Here is a 19768-nt window from a genome sequence, read left to right on the forward strand (position 1 = left end):
GCTTACTCGCCGGTCGAGTTGCTACTCCACCCTTCCGGAACGTACTGCTGGAAGTCCGGGTCCTCTGAGACGGCTTCCGGGAAGAACAGCTGCTCCCCGTTGACCTGATAGCTCGAAATGGCGTCCTGTACTCCGGGGCTGGTAATCCACCCGATGTAGGCCATCGCCAGGTCGTAGTTGGCGTTGTCGTGGACGCCGGGATTGACTGCCATGATCCCGTAGGGGTTCGCGAGGATTTCCGGCCCGTCCTCGATAGGCCCCTGGACCAGAATCACGAGATCGATCTCCGAGCGCTGTGAGATGAACGTCCCGCGGTCCGAGAGCGTGTAGGCGTCCTGCTGATTGGCGACGTTTAGCGCCTCACCCATCCCGGTCCCGGTCTCCTGATACCAGTCGCCGCCCGGCTCGGTTCCCGCGGCTTCCCAGAGGTTGAGTTCCTTGGTGTGGGTTCCGGAGTTGTCCCCGCGTGAGACGAACGTGGCCTCCGAGTCGGCGATGGCAGTGAGCGCCTCGGTCGCCGAACTCATTCCCTGGATTCCCGCCGGGTCGCTCTCCGGGCCGACGATGACGAAGTCGTTGAACATCAGGTCGCGGCGGTTGATGCCGTAGCCGTTTCGCATGAACTCGTCTTCGAGGCCCCGGGCGTGGACCATTACCACGTCTGAATCGCCGTTGCGTGCCGACTCCAGGGCCGCGCCTGTCCCCTGTGCGACCGCGTCGACGGTCACTCCGTACCTGTCCTCGAAGTCGGGATGGATCTCGTCGAGCAGTCCTGTATCGTAGGTGCTTGTCGTCGTCGTGAGTGTGAGGGTCTCACCGGAAACTCCCGCCTGGCCGCCGCTTTCCCCGTCAGACTGGCCGCTGCTTTCCCCGAACTGGGCACATCCAGCGGTGCTTGCTAACGCCCCTGCGCCTATCGCAGTGATGAACTCCCGTCGTTGTATCGGCATGGATACACCGAAGGACCAACATTAAATATAGTTTACGTAGTCTGAATATCACTAGTCCAAACGGAGTGTGCGACGTGGCGACGGCGCTATGTCGGGGTTCACCACAAGCCATGGATGGCAACTGATTTTATAACAGTGTGTCTTCATCGACAGAACCGCTACGGGGTCGAGAGCCGCAGAGTTCCAGATAGACGGTCCATCTCTGGAGATTTCACTTACACTCCGGTAAGCGTGTGTTTATACGGCTGGACCTGCAATTCCATGCTAGGGACCGCCGGACTATGTCACACGCTCCGCTGGTCCCACCCCTTTGAAACAACACTGCATAGCGGCGCTGCTCACGGTATTGGAACGCCGTCGTCAGGCAAACAGAAATAGGGCGACGTTACTCGGCGAAGCCTGTGAGAACGCCCTGGCCGTCGATCCGGCCCAGGTCTGACAGCGTGGCTCGCTCGGGGTGGGGCATCATGACGGCGACGTGTGCTGCCTCGCCGGTGACGCCAGCCACGTTGTGTTTCGACCCGTTCGGGTTCGCCTCGGGCGTGACTGTCCCGTCCTCGTCGCAGTATTTGAACAGAACTCGATCCTCGGCTTCGAGTTCGTCCAGGCGGTCGTCGGGAATCTCGTAGCGACCCTCGCCGTGGGCGATGGGGAGTTCGACGACTTCGCCTTCTTTGTACTGGCTGGTCCAGGGCGTGTCGGCGTTCTCGACCCGTAGATGGACGTGCTCACACTGGAACCGGGCGCTCTCGTTGGTCGTGAACGCGCCGGGGGTCAGCGACGATTCGCAGCCGATCTGTGCGCCGTTACAGATGCCCAGCACCGGCGTCCCCTCGCTTGCGGCCTCGCGGACTTCGGCCATGATGGGCGAGCGGGCGGCCATCGCGCCGGCACGGAGGTAATCACCGTAGGAGAAGCCGCCGGGGAGGACGACGCCGTCGACATCCTCGGGGAGGCCGTCCTCGTGCCAGACGAGCTCGGCGTCGAAGTCGAGCGACTCCAGTGCCTGCACGGAGTCGCGGTCGCAGTTCGAGCCGCCGAACTGGATGACGGCAATGGTCACAGTGACCACCCCGTGTGGGAACAGACCATTGCCGTCAGTAGTGAGGCGATAGTCACACGAGCCACCCCGTGTGAGAACAGAGTACCGCCGCCAGGTTCGAGGCGGTGGTCATTCTGCCTCGGTCACCTCGATATCGTAGTCGTGGATGGTGGGGTTCGCCAGGAGCCGCTCGGCCATCTCATCGGCGCGTTCGGCCGCGTCCTCGGCGCTGTCGGCGTTGAGGTCCAGTTCGAACACGTCCGCCGAGCGGAGGTCGTTCAGCTCGAAGCCGAGTCGTTCCAGTGAGCGCTGTGTCGTCTCGGCTTCGGGGTCGAGGACGCCCCGCTTGAGCCGGACGGTGACAGTCGCGGTAAAGGCGGTCATTACTGGCAAGCGAGCGGGCAGCGGAGAAAACGCTTGTGTTCTTCCGGCAGTCTCAGGTGCGAGCGCCGACCGGCGTCCACTCGGTCGGCTGGTCGCGCAGCCCCGTCACACGGAGTTCGAGGTTGCCGGCGTCGGCGCGAGCGTCGACCCGACCGTCGAAGAACTGCGCCACGCTCTCGACGACCTGTTCCTCGTGGGCGTTCGGGTCGAGCACGCAGACGCCGAGACCGCCCGCGGAGCCGATCCGGCCGGTGACGGTGTTGATGAACCGGTACACCGTCCTGACATCGTCGCTGTAGATGAGCAGCGGCGTCAGCGTGATGATTCCGGTCCGCACGCGCGTGTATCCGCTGGCGTACGTCGATTCGTAGTGGCCGGAGTATTCGATACCGATGCCGGTCAGGTCCGCCGGCGTGCTGACCGTGGACACGCTGTCTTCCGGCAGGTCCCCTCCCTCCTGTGCGCAATCGACGACGCGGACCCGCTCACGGGCGAGTACGCCGCCACAGCCCTCGAAGTCCTCAAGGATGGCCGTCGCGCTACTGTCCGTCGAAATGAGGACGGTCCCGCCGTCGGCCTCAGCACTACAGAGCAGGCGCAGTCCAAGCTCCCGAGCCCCGTTCAGCACTGGTCCGGTGACGAGTAGGTTCGTCCCCGGTTCGACCGGGTTCAGCGGGAGGCCGTCGAACGCGTATCGGTCGTCTCGTCGCTGTGCCATTAGGTATCCCTCTGCAGTCGTCGCCGCAACAGCAGTTGCTCCTCGACCTCGTCGGCGAACCGTCGGAGGTCGTCCAGTTCGGCCCGCGTGTGGCGCCGCGGTTCGCCGTCGGTACAGCAGACCGCACCGATCGCATGCCCCTCTTCGTCCGTGATTCGCACGCCGGCGTAGGACCGTATATCGAGCTGTTTCAGCGCGTCGACCTCGGCGAAACGGGGGTCCTCGTGGGTGTCTTCGACGACCATCGTCTCGTCCGAGAGAATCGTGTGGGTACAGATTGAGTCCTCGCGGGAGAGCGTCCGCCAGTTGGCTCCCTCACACGCGAGGAACCGCTCCTCGTGTTCGTCCATGAGCCCGACAAAGGCCACGTCGATGTCGAAGTGACTGGTCATCAGTGCCGTCAGTCGGTCGAACGCGTCGGCCGCTGCCAACTGGTCTATGTCGTATGCCTGGACTGCCGCCAGTCGCTCCGTCTCGGTGTCCGGAACGGGATAGGCCGCCTGCGTCACTTCGGCGGCAGCCATAGCAGCGATGTCCGCAAGCCGCTCCCGGGACTCCGGGACCGTCTGTGGCACGTACTCAACGACCTGTTCGGGACTGCCACGCGGGAGGTCCGAGGGCGCGTGTTCCGTATAGAGGATGACGACACAGTCCGGGTTCACGTCGCGGACCGCATCCACCACGTCGAACCCGTCTCCGTTCTCGAAGTCAAAGGCCGTCACGACACAGTCAATCGACCGGTCAAGTGCCGCGTCCAGCCTGTCGACGGAGCCGACCTCCTTGACGGTGAGTCCGGCGTCGGCGAGCACGTCAGCCGTCTCCGCCCGCTCGTCGGCGTCCGGGTGGGCACAGAGAGCGGTCGGCGAATCATTCATCACTGCCGTACATACACGGACGGATACACAAAGCGTTGGCGTCCAAGCTGTGTGGAAAACGAAGGCTTTTGCCGTGGGACTGCCGAATCAGGGGCAAATGAATCCCGACGCTGTCCGGTGGTGGGTACTGTGACACGTGGCTTGACCGAGATCACGGTCGTCGGCGAGGACGACACGGGCCTCATCGCCGAAGTGACCTCACTGCTGTTCGAGCGCAGCATCAACATCGAGGACCTCGACCAGGCCGTCCGGGAGGGGGTCTTCCGGATGACCATGCGCGTCGACACCGCCGAGATGGTGACGACCGAGGAGAAGCTCCGCGAGGACCTCACCGAACTGGGCGACGAACTCGGCGTCGACGTGCAGGTCCGGTTCCCCGCCGACCGCGAGACACAGACCATCGCCGTCCTCGTCACGAAGGAGTCACACTGCCTTGAGGCCCTGTTCGAGGCCTGGGCCAACGGCGACCTCGGGGCCGATATCGAGGTGGTCATCGGGAACCACGACGACCTCGAACCGCTGGCGGCGAAATACGACGTGCCGTTCCACGACATCGGCGACGAGAAGGGCACGCCCGACGAGGACCAGCTGCTCGACCTGCTGGCGGAGTACGACGCCGACCTCATCGCTCTGGCCCGCTACATGCGCATCCTCTCGCCGGATGTCGTCTTCCGCTATGAGAGCCGCATCATCAACGTCCACCCGAGCCTGCTGCCGGCCTTCCCCGGCGCGTCGGCGTACATGCAGGCCATCGAAGAGGGTGTCCGCATCGCCGGCGTCACCGCCCACTACGTGACGACAGACCTCGATCAGGGACCGATCATCACCCAACGAGCGTTCAACGTCCCCGATGACGCCACCGAAGAGGAGCTCCAGCAGATCGGCCAGCCGCTTGAAGCCGAGGCGCTCATCGAGGCCATCAAGCTCCACCTCAACGACGACGTGAGCGTCCATCGCGGCCGGACGAAACTGCGGGACCCAGAAGAGACCTCGGCCCAGCTGGGCGCACCGGAAAAACTCGACCAGCTGAACCCCGACCGTCCCATCGACGGACTCGGCGAGTTCGTCGCCGAGGACGACGGTGAGATCCAGGCCGACGACTGACGCGACGTATTTCGACCCGATTCAGAGTTCGCTAGCGGCGCTGACGGCTTCATCCAGCGACGGCGCGTCGAACACGCTCCCCCCGACGTAGGCGTTTGTGCCGGCACAGTAGAGGTCCCGTGCGACCTGAATTACGTCCTCATCGAGCGGTTCCGGCGATTCGTCACAGAGGGATTTCCAGTCGGCGACGCCCTCCGCATCGGCCCGCTGTTTGGCCTCGCTGACGGCCTCGACCCACTCGGGCTGGGTGCGCTTGTGGTACTGGCGGATGACCTCTTTCGAGACCTGCTGGCCCTCGTAGGAGAAGCGGTTCTCGTCGAACGTACCGACCACGTCGGCCACGCGGATCTCCCCGTCGTAGTACAGGCACTCGATTTTCCCGTCCTCGTGGACGAGGTCGGCCTCGGCGGCCTGCTCGGTGACGATGTGGTTGACCGCGCGAGCCAGTTCTTCGAGGCGGTCGATGCTGGCCGTACCGGCGATCCGGTCGGCCGCCTCGCGGTCGAGATACCGGTCCTGCTCCTCGTATTTCGTCGAGAACTCCACGATTGGCTCGTCGAGGTCGACGACTTCCTCGGGCCAGGTATCGTAGTCGAGCCCGTGGTCGGCTGGCTCGGTGCGGGACCGCAGCGACGACCCGACGCCGACGCGGTTCCGGAAGACGATCTCCAGTGGAATGAGGTAGTTCTCGTCGGCTGCCTCGTGGTAGGTGTCGTAGTCGTAGCTCCCGCCCTCGAAAGGGAGGTCCGGGACCTGTGTGAGTTCGATGACCATTTCCTCGGGAGCGGCGTCGGCCGATAGCGCCTCGCCGAGATCCAGCACCGCGTCGCTGTCGGGGAGCCTGACGCCCTCGTAATGTGTCGGGACGTGGTTCTCCTCAAGCAGTTGGAAGTTGTACGCGCCCATCGTACACAGCGACGCGCCCTTGTCGGGGATCTGGTCCGGCATCTTGCCCCAGTCGAACACGGAGTAGTCGTCCGTGAACACGAACGCGCCGCGGCCGAGCCCCTCGGCCGTCGCCGGTTCGTCCACACGGAATTCCTTGACGCTCGTCATTGTGCCCGCCTTTCGGGCCGGGGACAAAGACGTTTCTCACTCGCGCTCGGGGGGCACTGTTTTCCGTCGTGGTCCCGACCGACCGCCTGATGGCGGCTACCGTACTGGTCGAGGTGGCGATCATCCTCGCGGCGACCGTGGCGATCTGGAAGGGAAGCGACTGGTTGGAGTCCTCGAGCGAACGGCTCGCGACGTACTACGGCCTCCCGGAAGTCGTACAGGGAGCGATCATCGTCGCCGTCGGGTCCAGTTTCCCGGAAGTCGCCACCGTCGTCGTTGCGGCGATCGGCGGGTCGATGCCGCTGGGTGTCGGTGCCATCGTCGGCTCGGCGATTTTCAACATCCTCATCATCCCCGCAGCCGCGGCCATCGCCACGGACGAGGACCTCGAATCGAGCCGAACGCTCGTGTATAAAGAGGCGCAGTTCTACATGCTCGCCGTCTCAGTCCTCCTCATCACGATGGCGCTTGCAGTCATCTACTATCCCGGCGAGGCACCGCTCACGGGCGACATCACGCGGCCGCTGGCGGCGATTCCACTCGCGCTCTACGGATTGTACGTCTTCATCCAGTACCAGGACACGGCCGACCACGACCCGGAGGAGGACTGGACCGCCGGGATCTCTGTCGGCCGGCAGTGGCTCTTTCTCCTGCTCGGACTCGGTGTCATCCTCGTGGCTGTGGAGAACCTGGTCCATGCGGTCCGCGTCATCGGGCAGGCCGCTGGCGTCCAGGAGTTCCTCCTCGGCGTGACGATTCTCGCGGCGGCGACGAGCCTCCCCGACACGCTCGTCAGCGTCCGCGCGGCCCGCGACGACCGCGGGGTCACGTCGCTCGCGAACGTGCTCGGCTCGAACACGTTCGACCTGCTCGTCGCCATCCCGCTCGGCGTTCTCATCGCCGGCACGTGGACCGTCGACTTCGCGATGGCCGTGCCGATGTTCGGCGTCCTGACCGGGGCAACGATTCTCCTGTTCACCGTTCTCCGGACCGACCTCGTGTTGAGCGAGCTTGAATCGTACGCGCTGCTCGGTGCCTACGCGGCATTCGTCGCGTGGGTCGTCGTCGAGACAGCGGGCTGGGTGGGTGGCGTGCTGCCGACCTGACGATGGCCCCGCAGAACTGCGTCAGTCCGTCGCCGCTCACCGCCCTGTCGGCCCTGTGGGCCATGTGCGGACCCATACGCTTTTGACCGTTCTTTCCCTCCTGTTCAGCAATGCCGGATGTCTCAGAGACTATCGATACACCGGACGGGGCCATCGAGTTCGACCACCGTCCGACGACCGACCAGTCGTTCGAGAACGCGCTCGCCAAGGCGCGCAACGGGACGCGACTGACGGTCGACGACGCGGTCGAACTCTTTACGACGGGCACCGACCGGGGCGGCATCGACCACCGCCGGAAGGAACAGGTGCTCGAAGCGGCCGACCGCCGCCGGGCAGAGGTCGTCGGCGACGAAGTCACCTTCGTCGCGAATCTCAACAACAACGTCACCACGGCCTGCAACACGGGGTGTCTGTTCTGTAACTTCAAGGACCGCTCCGAACAATTTCGCAGCGAGTACCAGGAGGACCACGGCGGCTTCACGAAAACGCCGAGCGAGTCCCGCGAGATCGTTCGGGACGCTCTCGACCGGGGCATCTACGAGGTCTGTTCAGTGTCGGGACTCCACCCCGCGCTCGCGCTGGACGGCGAACACCGGGAGATGCTCGAAGCCAGCGACCGCGGCGACCTGAACTACCGCTCGCCCGAGGAGTACGAAAAGGACCCGGCCACCTACTGCGAGCAACTCAACGCGATGAACGCCGGCGGCGTCCACGTCCACTCGATGACGCCGGAGGAAGCCTACCACGCCCGCCGGGGGACTGACTGGTCCTACGAGGAGGTGTTCAGCCGACTGCAAGACGCCGGCCTCGACAGCGTCCCCGGCACCGCCGCGGAAATCCTCGTCGACGAGGTCCGCGACGTGATCTGCCCGGGGAAGATCCGCACCGACGAGTGGCTCGAAGCGATGGAGGCGGCCGCGTCGGTCGGCCTCGATATGACCTCGACGATGATGTACGGCCATGTCGAGAACGAGCGCCACCGCGCGCTGCACCTGAAGCGCATCCGGGACCTGCAGGACCGAACCGGCGCGATCACGGAGTTCGTCCCGCTATCCTTTGTCCACGAGGAGACGCCGCTGTACGAGCGCGGCATGGTCGAGTCGGGCGCGACTGTCGACGAGGACGAACTGCTGATCGCCGTCTCCAGACTCTTCCTCGACAACATCGACCACATCCAGGCGTCGTGGGTCAAATACGGCGACACGCAGGGGTTGAAGATGCTCACCTGCGGCGCGGACGACTTCATGGGAACGATTCTCTCGGAGGAGATCACCAAACGCGCCGGCGGCGACTACGGCGAGTTCCGGTCGTTCCAGGAGTACACCGACATGATTACCGCTATCGGCCGGACGCCGGTCGAACGCTCGACGGACTACGAACAGCGCCGGGTCATCGACCCTGACGCCGACGTACTCGGGCCGCAACTCGGCCCGCGAGCCGACGGCACGCCGCTGGTCGATTGAGCGCGGCTACCTGTCTCATCTCGGTATCGTCGAAAGCGGAAAACCACGGCTGGGCAGGCCGTGGGTTGCACAGTATTGGCCCGGGATGGCTGTCAGAGGCACGCCCCAGGCATGATATATATTGGTCCGCTCGATATATGTAGCCATGGCCTAGAGGACTAGGCGATAGTGTTTAGATAACAATTCACACGGATATTGCAGCAAAGCACTCTGCTGGGACGAGTCACCGTTCGGTGCTGACCGGGTTTTCGCCACACTCCAGTATCGACCGGAACCGTTTGCCGGCGTCGTCCGCAGAGTCGATAGCTGTCTCGATTGGCGTCGAGAGCCAGCCGTCATCGACGAACCGCTCGTAGACCGGCAGCCGTTCGCGGAGGGGCACTTGGGCGGCCTCGGCGACGGCCGTCAGTTCCTGCAGGGCGGGCCACTCGTACTCGGGGTTGATGTGGTCGACAGTTACGGGGGAGACGCCGCCCAGATCGTCGATGCCGCAGTCGGTCAGGTCCCGGGCGGGCGCGAGGTTCGGCGGGACCTGGACCGACACTTCCTCGGGAAGCGCCGCGCGGGCCATCGCCGTCACCCGGCGCATCGTCGCCAGGTCGGGGGAGCCACCCTGCCAGCGCTCGTTCTCGACGACCGGTTGGACGATGACCTCCTGGATGTGGCCGTAGCGTTCGTGTAGCTCACGGATAGCGAGCAGGCTCTCGGCGCGGTGGTGCCAGTCCTCGCCGATGCCGACGAGGATGCCCGTCGTGAACGGGACGCCGAGTTCGCCGGCCACGCGCAGCGTGTTGAGCCGCTGGCCGGGGGTCTTCGCTCGCGGGCCGCCGTGGGCCTGGACCTCCGTGGTCGTCTCCAGCATGACGCCCATCGAGGCGTTCAGGTCGGCGACGTGAGCCATCTGCTCGCGCGTCTGGTCGCCCGGATTCGCATGCGGGAGCAGCCCCTCCTCCAGTGCGATTTCACAGGCCTCCCGGAGGTACTCGTGGATGGAGTCGTGGCCCCATTCGGCGAGCTGGTCGTGGATCGCGGTGTAGCGGTCGTCGGGGTCGTCACCGAAGGTAAACAGCGCCTCGGTACAGCCGGCGTCGGCCCCGCGGCGGCAGGTCTCACGGATCTCCTCACGGTCCATCAACTCGGCCTGTCCCGGCGGGTCGTAGTACGTGCAGTACGTACAGGTGTAGCGGCAGGCGGTCGTCAGCGGCAGGAACACGTTCCGGCAATACGACAGCGAAGACGCAGCCTCGACATCCTCGGGCATCACCGACAGCAGGCGCTCGATGTCGGCGTCCGAGATCTCGATGTTGATGTCGTACGCGTCCGTGCCGGGTATCACGTCCCGGGGTCTGCACCCCACGGACAAAAACCTTCACTCGCGGCTGACAGTCACACGTCCGTCTGTGAGCGACAGACTGAAGCCGGCGTCGGCGAGCCAGTCGGCGGCCGCGCCGTCGCTGTGGAGCAGCACCTCTGCGAGGTCGCTCGACTGGTCGATATCGGTTGCAAGGCGCCGGGAATCGACCTCGACAGTTTCGGCCCCCACATCCCGAGCGATCCGCCGGTGGTCTCGGATCGACGCGCCGTGATAGTCGACCCTGAACTCGGGGTGCCGACTGACGAAGGCGTTCGTCCCGCCGTCCAGTCCCGGGGCCAGCACCACGTCGGCATCGGGGGCGAACAGCCGCTCGATACCCTCCTGTGTCACGAGCGGAAGGTCGGCCATCACGACGGCGAGTCCGTCCTCATCGGCAGTCACTGTCGACGCGAGCAGGTCGTTGACGAGCGGGTCGAGGCCGCGGTCGTCGACGGTGACCGGCACGGGACAGTCAATCGGCGCTGTCGAGATAACGTCGGGTTCGTGGCCCGCTGCCGTCACCGCATCCACGACATCAGCGAGCATCGCTTCGGTGAACTCGCGGCGCTCGTCGGGAGATAGAACAGCGGAAAGCCGCGTTTTGGGGTCAGACCCCGAGACGGGGACGACGACGCGCATTACAGCTTGGAGTAGTCGTCTCCACCCATCTGGGTGTACGCGTAGTAGCCGCCACCGACCAGCAACAGGAGGACGACAAGCCCGCCACCGACCATGAGCAGCGTCCGCTGGGTCTGGGCGCTCTGCTGGGCCTGCTGTGCCTGGCTCTCGGCCTGTCCGGCGAGGTCCTGAGCGTTCTGGAAGTTCCCGTTCTCGTAAGAGGAGACCGCGCTACTGACCAGGTCTTCGGCCTCTGCGTTCCCACCGGCTTCGTCGATTGCGGCCTGGGCATCATCGATGGCCTGTCTGGCCGCCTGACTCTCTTCGGTGTAGTGGTGGGCGGTGTCGTTGCGGAACTCGTCCTCGTTGTTCCCGCTGATACGGCTAAGCGAGGCCACTTGGTAGCTCTCTGGCGGCTCGTAGGTGTAGTTCGAGACCGCCTGCGTCGTACCGACGAGTTCGATACGGACTTGATCCCCGTTATTATCGATATCTAAGCCCTGTTCGAAGGACTGGTCGCCGTACGTCTCCTGGTTCACCTGGTCACCCGCACGCAGCACGGTGACCGTCCAGCTAACGTTCTGGAGTTCGGTCGACCCGGCGAGCGTCCACTCGTTTGGCGCATCGGTGAACGGGTCGTCGATGGTGTACGTCACAGATACCTCTTCGTCGACGGCGGTCTCGCTCGGGACCCCCTCGGCAGAGACAGAGAACGCACTCGCTGTGCCGGCAGTCGCGAGCAACGCGACAACACAGAGGAGTGCGGCGGTCTTGTTAGAACAGCGGATCAAGTTCATCTTCGTCGTCTTCGACTAAGTCCTCTAAGTTATCTTCGCTTTGGTCACGGATATCGTCGATGTTGTCCTGGGCCTCGATGGCGACCTGCTGGAGTTCCTTGATGCGTGGAACGTTGTGGACGCCGGCCAGCAGGATGGATGCGGCCACCTTCGGAGCATTGGTCGGATAGTCGCCACCGCGGACCTCCATCGAGCCGGTCTGCTCCTCGAGCCACTTCCGGCCGCGCTCGATTCCCTTCCGGTTCAGATGCTTCGGCGGCCCAGCCATCACCAGCAGCGCGCGCTCCGCGCCCTCAATCTCGCAGGGAAGCGTGAGCCGACCGAGTGCGGCTTTCCGGACGAGCGACGTGATCCGGTTGGTCGTGTTCGCCGTATCCATCCCGTCGTCGGTCGAGTCGTCGCCCTTGAACCGTGAGAGCAGACCACCACCGCCCGAGGAGACTTCCACGTCCTCGGAGGCGTAGCCGACGGTGGAGACGCCACCGCCGTCGAGCGTGTTGATGATCTCCGAGGAGTCGACGACGCTTTCGGCAACGTTGTCGCCGGCCTCGATTTCGCCGGCCCCGAACAGCACGCCGAAGCGCCGGACGATCTCCTCGTTGATGTGGTCGTAGCCGCCCTCGACGGACTCGCCGGTCTGTCGCCAGGCGTCGTTGTCGAACACCATCAGGTTGTCCACCTCGCGCACGAACGTCTGGAACGAGCGAGCGGCGTTGAGCGTGTAGATGCCACCCTCGTCGCTGCCCGGTAGCACGCCCAGGCCGTACACTGGTTCGGTGTAGATGCGCTTGAGGTGTTTCGCGACGACCGGCGACCCGCCCGATCCCGTCCCGCCGCCGAGTCCGGCGACGATGAGGAAGGCGTCGACTTCGTGGACGGGGATGTTGTCGATCGCACCCTGCACCTCGTCGATGTCTTCTTCGGCGATTTCCGCGCCGAGTTCGTTGTCAGCGCCTACGCCGTGGCCCTTGACGCGGGCCTGGCCGATAAGCACTCTATTCTCTTCCGGAATGTGTTCTAGCCCAAGCAGGTCTGCTTTTGCTGTGTTGACAGCCACAGCCGAGCGGACGATTCCCGAGCCAGTCTCCTTGTCGTACTCGAGGAATTTGTCCACAATTTTGCCACCGGCCTGCCCGAAGCCGATCATCGCCAGTTTCATTATATGGTTCTCCGCTTAAAGGGTCAAAGAGCGATAGCGAGTATAAGTGTTTTGCCCGGATCTCAGCCGTGAAACTCTCACCTGAAAATTAATACTGTCTGATAACGGTTCTTGTAGGGAGTGACTACTCGCGTCACTTATCCGCGGAGATATCCACTGAGTGTGGTTAAAGAGTCACTACTAACCCCGAACGCATCGATTTCGTTTTTCCTTGGACTGTTATCGAACTTGAGTGACCGGTACTGGTCCGTCCCCATCGGAAAGCCGACACTCCCCAGGATCGAGAGGCCGACTTTCGCCAGCGGCATCGGAAGCGGGACGATGCTTACCGACGATCCCTCGGCATCGTACACCTGGTTGGTCACATCTCTGAGCGTCAGTACTTCCGGCCCACCGATCTCGTAGGTCTCGCCGACGTGGTCATCGGATTCGATACTGTCGACGAGCATCGGCACGAGGTCACCGACCCAGATCGGCTGGAACTTCGTTTGTTTCCCACCTCCGGGAAGCGGATACAGCGGGACACCCGGCGCGAACATCCCTTTGAGGCGCTTCGTGAAGGAGACGAACTCCCCGCCCTCGCCGAAAACGACCGACGGCCGGAAGATGGTCCAGTCCAGTGAGGACTCCGTAACGACCCGCTCGGCCTGCCCTTTCGAGCGGATGTAATGCGTGTCGCCGTCGGGGTCTGCACCCAGCGCGCTCAGCTGGACGAACCGCTCGACACCGTGCTCTTCGGCGGCTTGCACGCTGCTTTCGGTTCCGCCGAGGTGGATCCGTTCGTGCATCTTGTCGCCGCCGTCCGGTTTGAACAGGGGCGACAGTGCGACCAGATAATACACCGCGTCCTGCCCCTCGAACGCGCTCTCGATGCTGTCGTAGTCCGTGACATCCCCGGCGACGGTTTCGACGCTACTGGGAAGTGTCGCGTCCTCCGGCGACCGGGACAGCGCAGTGACAGCGTGTCCCTGCTCGTCGAGTTCACGGCACAGGTGCTGTCCGATGAATCCAGTCCCGCCGACGACAAGTACATCCATAGAACCTGATACGGGCGGTAGACCCGTAAAGGTGGGCGTGTTTGTTCGGCTGACCGGCCCGCAGTCCGGCCACTTGTGTCAACCTACGTAGGAACTGTCCAGGTCGGGGCGCTTACATCCCCCCGCACGGATTGTGGTGTATGCTCGTCACGCTCGAAGGACTGGATGGGAGCGGCAAGACGACTGTGTGGGAACGGCTCCGAAGTGACGACGCGGTCCCTGACGAGGCCGTATTCACGCGCGAACCGACCGACACCTGGTACGGGGATGCCGTCCAGCGCTCCATCGACGACAACGACGCGGACTCGCTGGCCGAACTGTTCCTCTACACTGCCGACCACGCCGCGCATCTCTCGAACACGGTGCGGCCAGCCCTCAGCGAGAACAGACTCGTTGTCTCCGACCGCTACAGCGACTCCCGGTACGCCTATCAGGGCGCGACACTCGCGGAACACGACGCGTTCGACGACCCGCTCTCGTACGTCCGTGAAGTCCACGCCCCCTGGACCCGGCCCCCGGACCGGACCGTGTATCTCGATCTCGATCCCGAAACCGCCGCACAGCGAAGCGGCGCGACGAACAAGTTCGAGACCGCTACGTACCTTGCGACGGTGCGTGACAACTACGAACGGCTCATCGATGCCGATCCCGAGCGGTTCGTTCGCGTCGACGCGACTGCCGATCCGGATACCGTCTACGAGCGGGTCCGAGCGGCGATTCTCGATTAGTCCATCGACGCCGGCAGTTCAACCTCGTCAGGGGCGGGCATCCAGAAGTAATCGAAGGTGATCCCGACGGCTAACGGGATGATGACCGTTACGAGGATGACGGCCGTCTGACTCCCGAGGTTCGCGCCGAGACTGAACACACCGCTCAATACGATGAGGATGACGACCATAACGACCGGACAAAGGAGTATCGAGTAGATGAGACTCCCCCATCGCGTGTGCAGTCGGACGCGGAAAAAGCGCGTCATGAGCGCCGTCACGGCACTGTTGACCAGCACGATGACAAGCAGGCCGATGACCCCGGCGACACTGACCATACCTGCCGTTGGTCGGCAAGTCCCTTTGCCGTGTCGAAACGCGCCAGGCGGACGCTACTCCAGACAAATGTACGTCCGCGTATCGGCGACGCCGTCGAGGCCCCGAACCCGGTTCGCGACGGACTGCATGATGTCGTACACTTCCGCACCCGTCGCCTCGGCGATGATGTCGTATTGGCCGGCGACGATGTGTGCCTCGGTGATGCCCTCGGCGTCACGGACTGCCGCGAGGAGGTCTTCGGATTTGCCCGCGGCCGTCTTGACCATAATGAACGCGTTGACCATACTATGGTATGTTGTATCATAACACGAAAAGGTTTCTGCCACGAGTAAACAACAGACCTGTTGTTCGATAGCACGATCAAGGCGTCCGGTGGTTCCTGCGGGTGGGTACTTTTATTCACCCCGGTCCCATAGGGGCGTGTATGCGATTCGTTATCGTGGGTGCAGGCCGTGTCGGATTGCGGACGGCTCGCGTCCTGCAAGAGAGCGGCCACGAAGTTGTCCTCATCGAGCGCGATGCGAGCGCAGTCGAGCGCGCACGGACTGCCGGTTTCGAAGTGATCGCGGGCGACGGCGCTATCGAGGAGACACTCGGCGGTGCCGACCTCGAAGCCGCCGACGCGCTCGGTGCGCTCACCGGCGACCTGAACGACAACTTCGTTGCCTGTATGATCGCCAAGGAACACGGTTGTCGAACCGTCATGCGAATCGACGAGGACTACCGCGAGGAGATCTACCGACGCTACGCCTCCGATGTTGACGAGGTAATCTACCCGGAACGGCTGGGTGCTATCGCCGCAAAGAACGCGCTGCTGGGCGGGAACATCCGTGCGGTCGCCGACATCGCACAGAACCTCCAGCTCGTGGAGTTCACGATTCAGGCCCAATCACCGATGGAGGGATACTCGCTGTCGGAACTCGAACTCCCGTCCAACTCTCGGCTGATGGCACACGGGAAAGGTGAGGCCCCGCTCGCCATCCCTAACCCCGATGAAACGCTTGAGGCCGGCGACCGGGTCGTGATACTCGCGGACTTCGGGACGCTCTCCGATGTTCGCAGCATCGTCGTCGGCGAATCAGGTCGTGCGACCGCGCTCGGAGGTGCCTGAACATGGTCATTGCCTACGTGATGGTCAAAGCCCACACTGGTGACGCGGACCGGCTGAAAGACGATATCGAAGCCGTCGACGGCGTCGTCGAGGCCCACATCGTCGCCGGCGATGTCGACTTCATCGCCAAGGTCGAGGTCGAGACGCCCGCCGAAGTCAAGGACGTTGCGGCGACGCACATCCAGGAGATTCAGGGCGTCGAAACCACACAGACGTATATCGCGATGGACTGAACGGCAGGGCCGCGGTTCTCCGTTCTCGGACCCGAACAGCTACAGCGGCGTCCCGCCGCGGGTCCCGTCGCTTCCGCCGGTACTCGCCGAATCGAGTAGGTCGGCCACGACGCCGACGTAGTCGTAGCCGGGGATGACACCCTCGACGTAGGTCCCTTCGACGTACTCGACGAAGGTCTTGGCAACGTCCGCGGCTTGCCGTTCACCGCCCATCGTGTACTCGAACGTGACCACGACCTGCTCGCCGTCCTCGACGACACCGTAATCGTCCAGTTCGACGGCCGTCCGGGTCGCTTTCGGGGCGTCCTCAAGCCGCCGCTCTAGCGTTTCGAACCAGCCGTCGAGGACAGCATCACCGACCTCGTCGCTCGTCGCGGCCTGTAGCGACGGCGCGCTGACCGTGACCTCGTAGTTCGTCCGCCACTCCTCGCCCTCGGTCGCGGTCACGCGACCGTCGAAGTTCGTCGTCTCGACGGCGTAGCTGTCCCCGGCCGGAACGAGCGCGTCGTGTCGGTCAAACGCCTCGGCAACCTCGTCTGGCACGTCAGTCATTAGGCCGGTATAGGCCGTAGACGTGCAAAAGCGCATCGCGTCGGGGCGCTCGAATCCCATTCGCCGAATATTGCCCCCGAATTTGTGGCCCACACACTTTTGCCACATCTGGGACGTACCCGTCCGCATTGCTCGCGTTTGCGTCGTTCGAATCCCACGACGACATTCGTTGCTCACGGATTGTTCGCAACAGAATGCGAGGGATGGGATTCGAACCCACGGACCCCTACGGGAGCGGGTCTTAAGCCCACCGCCTTTGGCCAAGCTCGGCTACCCTCGCGCAGATTGAACTCTGCGGGGGCTGATGAATGGTCCTTTCGATATGCCCGTGATAACTCTGGCAAATTTGGCACGTCACCGATATAACTCAGACTGCTGTTTTCGACGGAATATAACCCTTCTACATCAGGTTTTGTGATACTATTACCAGGAAACAACCCATCCATTTATTACAACAAGCCTTCACGATATCGGTGTGTTGCGTTAGCATGGCGCTACCTGAGTCCCCCAACCGATCCGACGTATCGCGACGACAACTGCTACGAGCGCTCGCAGGCGGTAGTGCGGCCACCCTCCTCGCTGGCTGTCAGGGACCGACCGACGGCGGAGATGGTGGTGGCAGCCAGACTGGAGCGGACGGCGGCGGTGGCGACGGCGAGAGTGGTGGCTCGCGACTCCGTCTCGCACAGGCGAAATCGCCGGTGGAGTTCGACCCCGTCGTTCTCAACGATGTCCCGTCGCTCGAAGTGGCAATGATGATCTTCGACCCGCTGTATGTGTACAACGAGGACGGGACCGAGCTACAGCCAAAAGTCGCGGCGGAGATGCCGACGGTCGAGCGGGACGGCCAGCGATGGATCGTCCCGCTAAACACTGACGTGACGTTCCACAACGGCGACACCGTTACCGCGGAGGACGTGAAACACACGTTCCTCGCGCCGGTCGAGGAGGAGACCGAAAACGCCGGCGAGGTCAACATGATCGACTCGATAACCGCCGTCGACGAGGCGACGGTGCAGTTCGACCTCAAGTACCAGTTCGGCGCGTTCAAGTACTACACGAACCGCAACATCGTCCCCAAGAGTGTCCGGACGGAGGACCGCGAGGCGTTCAACAAGGAGGACCCCGTCGGCTCCGGCCCGTTCACGCTGGAGAACTGGACCGAAGGCGAGTCCGTGGTGCTCTCCCGGTGGGACGACTACTGGGACGACCCGATGCCGAACATCTCGACGCTTGAGTTCGTTCCCGTCGAGGAACCCACGACCCGCATCACGACGCTCAAAAACGGGAAGAACGATGTCGTGAAGACCATCCCACCGAAGTCCTGGGGCACGGTCGAGGGGATGGACAGCGCGAGCATCGCATCCGCCCTCGGGATGAGCTACTTCTACCTCGCGTTCAACTGCAACGAAGGCCCGACCGCAGACCCCGAGGTCCGGGAGGCCATCGACTACGCCTTCTCCATGCAGACGGCTGTTGAACGGTTTGTCGACCCCTCCGGCGTCCGTGCGGTCTCGCCGATTCCCAAGACGCTCGCCGAAGCCTGGGACTTCCCACAAGAGGACTGGAGCGAAATCACCCACGAGCAAGACATCGACCAGGCGAAATCGATGCTCGACGACAACGACAACGTCCCCAGCGACTGGGAGGCCCGCATCATCGTCCCGCCGGACGAGAAGCGCGAGCAGATCGGTACCTCCGTCGCAAACGGGCTCAGCGAGGCCGGCTACGACGCCTCCGTCCAGCGACTGGACTGGGGTGCGTTCCTCGACCAGTACGTCTCCGGGAGCGCCGACGACTACAACATGTACACGCTGGGCTGGTCCGGATCACCAGACCCAGATACGTTCATGTACTTCCTGTTCTCCCAGGAACAGATCGGCGTCACCAACGGGACGTACTACCGCAACGACGAGGTCGACTCGGCTATCATGGACGCCCGCCAGGAGACCGACCGCGAGACGCGCCGCGAGCTGTACATTTCTGCGGTGGAGACGCTCATGCAGGACCGGCCGCATATCCCGTCGTACACGCTGAAAAACAGCTTCGGTGTTCGCAACCGAGTGCAGGACTTCAAGGCCCACCCGATAGACCAGTTCTCGCTCGTCAGCGAGTTCAACAACACCTCCGTCCAGTAGGCGGGTCATTCCATCTTGATTATATATGGGCCTCTTACGCTATTCAGGGAGGCGGGTCGTCCAGGCGGTTCCCGTACTCCTCGGTGTCGTCGCCATCACGTTCACGCTTATCAACGCCGCGCCGGGCAACCCCGTCGAGATCATGCTCGGCCCGTCGCCGAACCAGGCGGCCGTCGAGACGCTCAAGGCCAAGTACGGCCTCAACCAGCCGCTGCACGTCCGCTTCTGGAAGTACCTGGTCAACCTGGTACAACTCGATATGGGCCGGAGCATCTACTACGACGCGCCGGTCACGACGAAAATCGCCCAGCGGCTCCCCCAGACGTTACTGCTGATGGTGTCGAGTTTCGCCTTCGCGATTGCGACGGCGGTCCCGCTCGGGGTCATCTCGGCCAAGCGTCGGAACAAACCGACCGACCACGTCACCCGCATCGTCTCGCTCGTCGGCGTGAGCACGCCGTCGTTCTGGATCGGGCTGGTGCTTATCATCCTGTTCTCGTACAACCTCGGCGTGTTACCGGCGACGAATCTCATCATGCCGTGGGCGCATCCGTCGACCGTCAGCGGCGCGAGTACCCGTCTCGGCGTGCTCTACGTCGCTGGTGCCCACCTCCTGCTCCCGATGTTGTCGCTCGGGACGCTCCAGATGGCGGCGATAACGCGCATCGAGCGGTCGTCGATGCTAGAGGTGCTGTCCGACGACTACGTCCGTCTTGCGCGTGCCTACGGCGTCACGGAGCGGACGATTCTCCGGAAACACGCCTTCCGGAACGCACAGTTGCCGGTCATCACCATCATTGGGCTGCAGTTAACGACCGCGATCGGCGGCGCGGTGCTAACCGAGACAGTGTTCGAAATCAACGGGATGGGGCGACTCATCGTCAGCTCCATCTCTCGACAGGACTTTCCGGTGGTGATGGGGACGACGTTCGTGTTCGCGCTCGTGTTCGTCGTCGGCGTCATCATCACCGACATCTCCTACGCGTACATCGATCCACGGGTCTCATACGGTGATCAGGAGTAAC

Annotated in this window: 22 protein-coding genes and 1 tRNA gene; 8 read left to right on the forward strand and 15 right to left on the reverse strand. The window is 63.5% G+C overall.

All coding sequences use genetic code 11. The features are described 5' to 3' along the window. Positions 1-2: 2 nt before the first annotated feature. The 5 genes from NDI54_RS11350 to NDI54_RS11370 form a co-directional block, all read right to left on the reverse strand. A complete protein-coding gene (locus NDI54_RS11350; protein ID WP_310896557.1) occupies positions 3-950 on the reverse strand; it encodes a substrate-binding domain-containing protein in 948 nt (315 codons plus the stop codon). Between the two features lie 385 nt (positions 951-1335). Continuing rightward, positions 1336-2013 (reverse strand): phosphoribosylformylglycinamidine synthase I, encoded by a 678-nt coding sequence (purQ, locus tag NDI54_RS11355; protein WP_310896558.1) that lies wholly within the window; start codon positions 2011-2013, stop codon positions 1336-1338. Between the two features lie 108 nt (positions 2014-2121). Continuing rightward, a complete protein-coding gene (purS, locus tag NDI54_RS11360; protein WP_310896559.1) occupies positions 2122-2376 on the reverse strand; it encodes a phosphoribosylformylglycinamidine synthase subunit PurS in 255 nt (84 codons plus the stop codon). A 52-nt stretch (positions 2377-2428) separates the two neighbouring features. Then, on the reverse strand, positions 2429-3094 hold the full coding sequence (locus tag NDI54_RS11365; protein WP_310896560.1) for a DUF7504 family protein: 666 nt from the start codon (positions 3092-3094) through the stop codon (positions 2429-2431). Next, the gene (locus NDI54_RS11370) at positions 3094-3969 is read right to left on the reverse strand and encodes a GAF domain-containing protein (RefSeq protein ID WP_310896561.1); all 876 of its coding nucleotides are present in this window, start codon (positions 3967-3969) and stop codon (positions 3094-3096) included. Before NDI54_RS11370 ends, NDI54_RS11365 begins: the two co-directional genes overlap by 1 nt. A gap of 120 nt (positions 3970-4089) precedes the next feature. Between NDI54_RS11370 and NDI54_RS11375 the strand changes: the two genes are divergently transcribed. Then, on the forward strand, positions 4090-5073 hold the full coding sequence (locus tag NDI54_RS11375) for a formyltetrahydrofolate deformylase (RefSeq protein WP_310896562.1): 984 nt from the start codon (positions 4090-4092) through the stop codon (positions 5071-5073). A gap of 21 nt (positions 5074-5094) precedes the next feature. Here NDI54_RS11375 and NDI54_RS11380 read toward each other — a convergent pair whose 3' ends face one another. Next, positions 5095-6129 carry a phosphoribosylaminoimidazolesuccinocarboxamide synthase gene (locus NDI54_RS11380; RefSeq protein ID WP_310896563.1) on the reverse strand — a complete coding sequence of 345 codons (1035 nt, stop codon included), beginning with the start codon at positions 6127-6129 and terminating at the stop codon, positions 5095-5097. An 89-nt stretch (positions 6130-6218) separates the two neighbouring features. On the opposite strand from NDI54_RS11380, the gene NDI54_RS11385 reads away from it, so the two are divergent. Together NDI54_RS11385 and cofH are read left to right on the forward strand one after the other, a co-directional pair. After that, positions 6219-7235, forward strand: a complete 1017-nt coding sequence (locus tag NDI54_RS11385; RefSeq protein WP_310896564.1) for a sodium:calcium antiporter — start codon at positions 6219-6221, stop codon at positions 7233-7235. Positions 7236-7345: 110 nt separating this feature from the next. Beyond that, entirely contained in the window at positions 7346-8698 is a 1353-nt protein-coding gene (cofH, locus tag NDI54_RS11390; RefSeq protein ID WP_310896565.1) for a 7,8-didemethyl-8-hydroxy-5-deazariboflavin synthase subunit CofH, read from the forward strand. Positions 8699-8921: 223 nt separating this feature from the next. Here cofH and cofG read toward each other — a convergent pair whose 3' ends face one another. From cofG to NDI54_RS11415, 5 genes are all read right to left on the reverse strand, one after another. Continuing rightward, positions 8922-10034 carry a 7,8-didemethyl-8-hydroxy-5-deazariboflavin synthase subunit CofG gene (gene cofG / locus NDI54_RS11395; RefSeq protein ID WP_310896566.1) on the reverse strand — a complete coding sequence of 371 codons (1113 nt, stop codon included), beginning with the start codon at positions 10032-10034 and terminating at the stop codon, positions 8922-8924. 33 nt (positions 10035-10067) lie between these two features. Beyond that, entirely contained in the window at positions 10068-10691 is a 624-nt protein-coding gene (cofC, locus tag NDI54_RS11400; RefSeq protein WP_310896567.1) for a 2-phospho-L-lactate guanylyltransferase, read from the reverse strand. Beyond that, complete coding sequence (locus NDI54_RS11405) at positions 10691-11467, reverse strand: hypothetical protein (RefSeq protein WP_310896568.1); 777 nt, start codon at positions 11465-11467, stop codon at positions 10691-10693. The genes cofC and NDI54_RS11405 overlap by 1 nt, the downstream gene beginning before the upstream one ends. Then, entirely contained in the window at positions 11445-12626 is a 1182-nt protein-coding gene (locus NDI54_RS11410; protein WP_310896569.1) for a tubulin/FtsZ family protein, read from the reverse strand. The genes NDI54_RS11405 and NDI54_RS11410 overlap by 23 nt, the downstream gene beginning before the upstream one ends. 137 nt (positions 12627-12763) lie before the next feature. Continuing rightward, the gene (locus tag NDI54_RS11415) at positions 12764-13663 is read right to left on the reverse strand and encodes a complex I NDUFA9 subunit family protein (RefSeq protein ID WP_310896570.1); all 900 of its coding nucleotides are present in this window, start codon (positions 13661-13663) and stop codon (positions 12764-12766) included. A 140-nt stretch (positions 13664-13803) separates the two neighbouring features. Here NDI54_RS11415 and tmk point away from each other — a divergent pair, with 140 nt between their 5' ends. Then, on the forward strand, positions 13804-14391 hold the full coding sequence (gene tmk / locus NDI54_RS11420) for a dTMP kinase (protein WP_310896571.1): 588 nt from the start codon (positions 13804-13806) through the stop codon (positions 14389-14391). Here tmk and NDI54_RS11425 read toward each other — a convergent pair. Together NDI54_RS11425 and NDI54_RS11430 are read right to left on the reverse strand one after the other, a co-directional pair. After that, positions 14388-14708, reverse strand: a complete 321-nt coding sequence (locus NDI54_RS11425; RefSeq protein ID WP_310896572.1) for a hypothetical protein — start codon at positions 14706-14708, stop codon at positions 14388-14390. The genes tmk and NDI54_RS11425 overlap by 4 nt on opposite strands. A 54-nt stretch (positions 14709-14762) precedes the next feature. Next, complete coding sequence (locus NDI54_RS11430) at positions 14763-14993, reverse strand: Lrp/AsnC family transcriptional regulator (RefSeq protein WP_310896573.1); 231 nt, start codon at positions 14991-14993, stop codon at positions 14763-14765. 140 nt (positions 14994-15133) lie between these two features. Here NDI54_RS11430 and NDI54_RS11435 point away from each other — a divergent pair, with 140 nt between their 5' ends. Together NDI54_RS11435 and NDI54_RS11440 are read left to right on the forward strand one after the other, a co-directional pair. Next, positions 15134-15820, forward strand: a complete 687-nt coding sequence (locus NDI54_RS11435; protein WP_310896574.1) for a potassium channel family protein — start codon at positions 15134-15136, stop codon at positions 15818-15820. 2 nt (positions 15821-15822) lie between these two features. Then, positions 15823-16053, forward strand: coding sequence for an Lrp/AsnC family transcriptional regulator (locus NDI54_RS11440; protein ID WP_137682804.1), 231 nt, complete (start codon positions 15823-15825; stop codon positions 16051-16053). Between the two features lie 39 nt (positions 16054-16092). Here NDI54_RS11440 and NDI54_RS11445 read toward each other — a convergent pair whose 3' ends face one another. Both NDI54_RS11445 and NDI54_RS11450 read right to left on the reverse strand, forming a co-directional pair. Continuing rightward, positions 16093-16605 carry a DUF5813 family protein gene (locus tag NDI54_RS11445; RefSeq protein ID WP_310896575.1) on the reverse strand — a complete coding sequence of 171 codons (513 nt, stop codon included), beginning with the start codon at positions 16603-16605 and terminating at the stop codon, positions 16093-16095. Between the two features lie 195 nt (positions 16606-16800). Then, a tRNA-Leu gene (locus NDI54_RS11450) sits at positions 16801-16885 on the reverse strand. A gap of 208 nt (positions 16886-17093) precedes the next feature. Here NDI54_RS11450 and NDI54_RS11455 point away from each other — a divergent pair. Together NDI54_RS11455 and NDI54_RS11460 are read left to right on the forward strand one after the other, a co-directional pair. Next, a complete protein-coding gene (locus tag NDI54_RS11455; RefSeq protein ID WP_310896576.1) occupies positions 17094-18743 on the forward strand; it encodes an ABC transporter substrate-binding protein in 1650 nt (549 codons plus the stop codon). Positions 18744-18768: 25 nt separating this feature from the next. Beyond that, positions 18769-19767 carry an ABC transporter permease gene (locus NDI54_RS11460; protein ID WP_310896577.1) on the forward strand — a complete coding sequence of 333 codons (999 nt, stop codon included), beginning with the start codon at positions 18769-18771 and terminating at the stop codon, positions 19765-19767. Position 19768: the final 1 nt, after the last annotated feature.

Source organism: Haloarcula terrestris (assembly GCF_031624315.1).
GTDB lineage: Archaea > Halobacteriota > Halobacteria > Halobacteriales > Haloarculaceae > Haloarcula > Haloarcula terrestris.

What these genes read in the sequence shown, in the direction of transcription:
- cofC (WP_310896567.1), bottom strand. Translation starts at nt 10,691, where the DNA reads ATGCGCGTCGTCGTCCCCGTCTCGGGGTCTGACCCCAAAACGCGGCTT.
- NDI54_RS11440 (WP_137682804.1), top strand. Translation starts at nt 15,823, where the DNA reads ATGGTCATTGCCTACGTGATGGTCAAAGCCCACACTGGTGACGCGGAC.
- NDI54_RS11455 (WP_310896576.1), top strand. Translation starts at nt 17,094, where the DNA reads ATGGCGCTACCTGAGTCCCCCAACCGATCCGACGTATCGCGACGACAA.
- NDI54_RS11405 (WP_310896568.1), bottom strand. Translation starts at nt 11,467, where the DNA reads ATGAACTTGATCCGCTGTTCTAACAAGACCGCCGCACTCCTCTGTGTT.
- tmk (WP_310896571.1), top strand. Translation starts at nt 13,804, where the DNA reads ATGCTCGTCACGCTCGAAGGACTGGATGGGAGCGGCAAGACGACTGTG.
- NDI54_RS11460 (WP_310896577.1), top strand. Translation starts at nt 18,769, where the DNA reads ATGGGCCTCTTACGCTATTCAGGGAGGCGGGTCGTCCAGGCGGTTCCC.
- NDI54_RS11435 (WP_310896574.1), top strand. Translation starts at nt 15,134, where the DNA reads ATGCGATTCGTTATCGTGGGTGCAGGCCGTGTCGGATTGCGGACGGCT.
- NDI54_RS11445 (WP_310896575.1), bottom strand. Translation starts at nt 16,605, where the DNA reads ATGACTGACGTGCCAGACGAGGTTGCCGAGGCGTTTGACCGACACGAC.
- purS (WP_310896559.1), bottom strand. Translation starts at nt 2,376, where the DNA reads ATGACCGCCTTTACCGCGACTGTCACCGTCCGGCTCAAGCGGGGCGTC.
- NDI54_RS11425 (WP_310896572.1), bottom strand. Translation starts at nt 14,708, where the DNA reads ATGGTCAGTGTCGCCGGGGTCATCGGCCTGCTTGTCATCGTGCTGGTC.
- cofH (WP_310896565.1), top strand. Translation starts at nt 7,346, where the DNA reads ATGCCGGATGTCTCAGAGACTATCGATACACCGGACGGGGCCATCGAG.
- NDI54_RS11370 (WP_310896561.1), bottom strand. Translation starts at nt 3,969, where the DNA reads ATGAATGATTCGCCGACCGCTCTCTGTGCCCACCCGGACGCCGACGAG.
- NDI54_RS11430 (WP_310896573.1), bottom strand. Translation starts at nt 14,993, where the DNA reads ATGGTCAACGCGTTCATTATGGTCAAGACGGCCGCGGGCAAATCCGAA.
- NDI54_RS11410 (WP_310896569.1), bottom strand. Translation starts at nt 12,626, where the DNA reads ATGAAACTGGCGATGATCGGCTTCGGGCAGGCCGGTGGCAAAATTGTG.
- NDI54_RS11385 (WP_310896564.1), top strand. Translation starts at nt 6,219, where the DNA reads ATGGCGGCTACCGTACTGGTCGAGGTGGCGATCATCCTCGCGGCGACC.
- NDI54_RS11380 (WP_310896563.1), bottom strand. Translation starts at nt 6,129, where the DNA reads ATGACGAGCGTCAAGGAATTCCGTGTGGACGAACCGGCGACGGCCGAG.
- NDI54_RS11365 (WP_310896560.1), bottom strand. Translation starts at nt 3,094, where the DNA reads ATGGCACAGCGACGAGACGACCGATACGCGTTCGACGGCCTCCCGCTG.
- NDI54_RS11415 (WP_310896570.1), bottom strand. Translation starts at nt 13,663, where the DNA reads ATGGATGTACTTGTCGTCGGCGGGACTGGATTCATCGGACAGCACCTG.
- NDI54_RS11350 (WP_310896557.1), bottom strand. Translation starts at nt 950, where the DNA reads ATGCCGATACAACGACGGGAGTTCATCACTGCGATAGGCGCAGGGGCG.